Origin of the sequence: Prevotella brunnea (assembly GCF_008016795.1) — a bacterium.
Taxonomy (GTDB): Bacteria; Bacteroidota; Bacteroidia; order Bacteroidales; family Bacteroidaceae; genus Prevotella; species Prevotella brunnea.
On the sequence record NZ_SDIK01000112.1, the window covers coordinates 1 to 911 of the forward strand.

Annotated in this window: 1 protein-coding gene; it reads left to right on the forward strand. The window is 44.8% G+C overall.

Going from position 1 to position 911, the window contains the following annotated elements; genetic code table 11:
* Nucleotides 1-155 precede the first annotated feature (155 nt).
* Nucleotides 156-824 carry a hypothetical protein gene (locus ETF27_RS11120; protein WP_147785842.1) on the forward strand — a complete coding sequence of 223 codons (669 nt, stop codon included), beginning with the start codon at nucleotides 156-158 and terminating at the stop codon, nucleotides 822-824.
* The last annotated feature ends 87 nt before the right edge of the window (nucleotides 825-911 follow it).

The following is a 911-nucleotide window of genomic DNA, read 5'->3' on the forward strand; positions in this document are numbered from 1 at the left end:
TATTCACGTCTTGACATTTCAGAATCGCAAATAATCGACACAAAAAGCACTTTTTCCGAATTTGCAATACTGTTTTTCCGAATTTGCAAGTACCCCCAATCACTTTTTGTTTTATATTTACGAAAAATTTTAATAATCAATAAAAACGCAAGCTTATGAAACGCATTCAACTACTTTCAGTAATGTTGCTTACCATTATATATGGTTGGGCGCAAACAACAGACATCACCGAAAAAGTGAAACTTCAGACATGGTCAGATCCCATAAAAATCCTTAACGATGATGCCAAACCTTGGACCACCAACGACAATGCCTTTGTGTATTCGCAGGCAATAGCTCCGGGAGAGATTACCACACTCACGGTAAATCTCAAACCGACGGTAAGATCCACTTTCTGCTTTGACGCTTATCAGGGTGCAGAAACCGACAAACAAGATGAGTTGCGCACCAAACTGGAGGTAAAGGTGGACGGAACAACTTGGAGAACGGTGAGCAGCACCGTGCTGTATAGGCGGAGCCCACGCTTTTTTATCGACCTTGATGCCGGTAGCCACACCATCACTTTCACGGTAACCAACGACCGACCTGATGGTGGAAAACACGACCTTCGGCTGGGCTTCTACGGTTTGATGAAAACCAACGACATCGTAACCGCTGAAGTTACAGAGCCTGGCAGTCTGGGACAGGAAGTTCTCTACAATGTGGAACAATTGGCTGACGTGCGACGGCTCAAGGTAACCGGAACACTCAATGAAGCCGATTGGACCACTATTGGCAATTATTACTGTCCGCTAAACATAGAAATCCTCATTCCAACTCATTGAGACACAATAGTTCGGATGACAGCATGTTAGTGACAAGCCCCCTTATTCATTTTCTGTTACCTCGGGGGGCGATTCAGCCGCTCCTTC

What these genes read in the sequence shown, in the direction of transcription:
- ETF27_RS11120 (WP_147785842.1), top strand. Translation starts at nt 156, where the DNA reads ATGAAACGCATTCAACTACTTTCAGTAATGTTGCTTACCATTATATAT.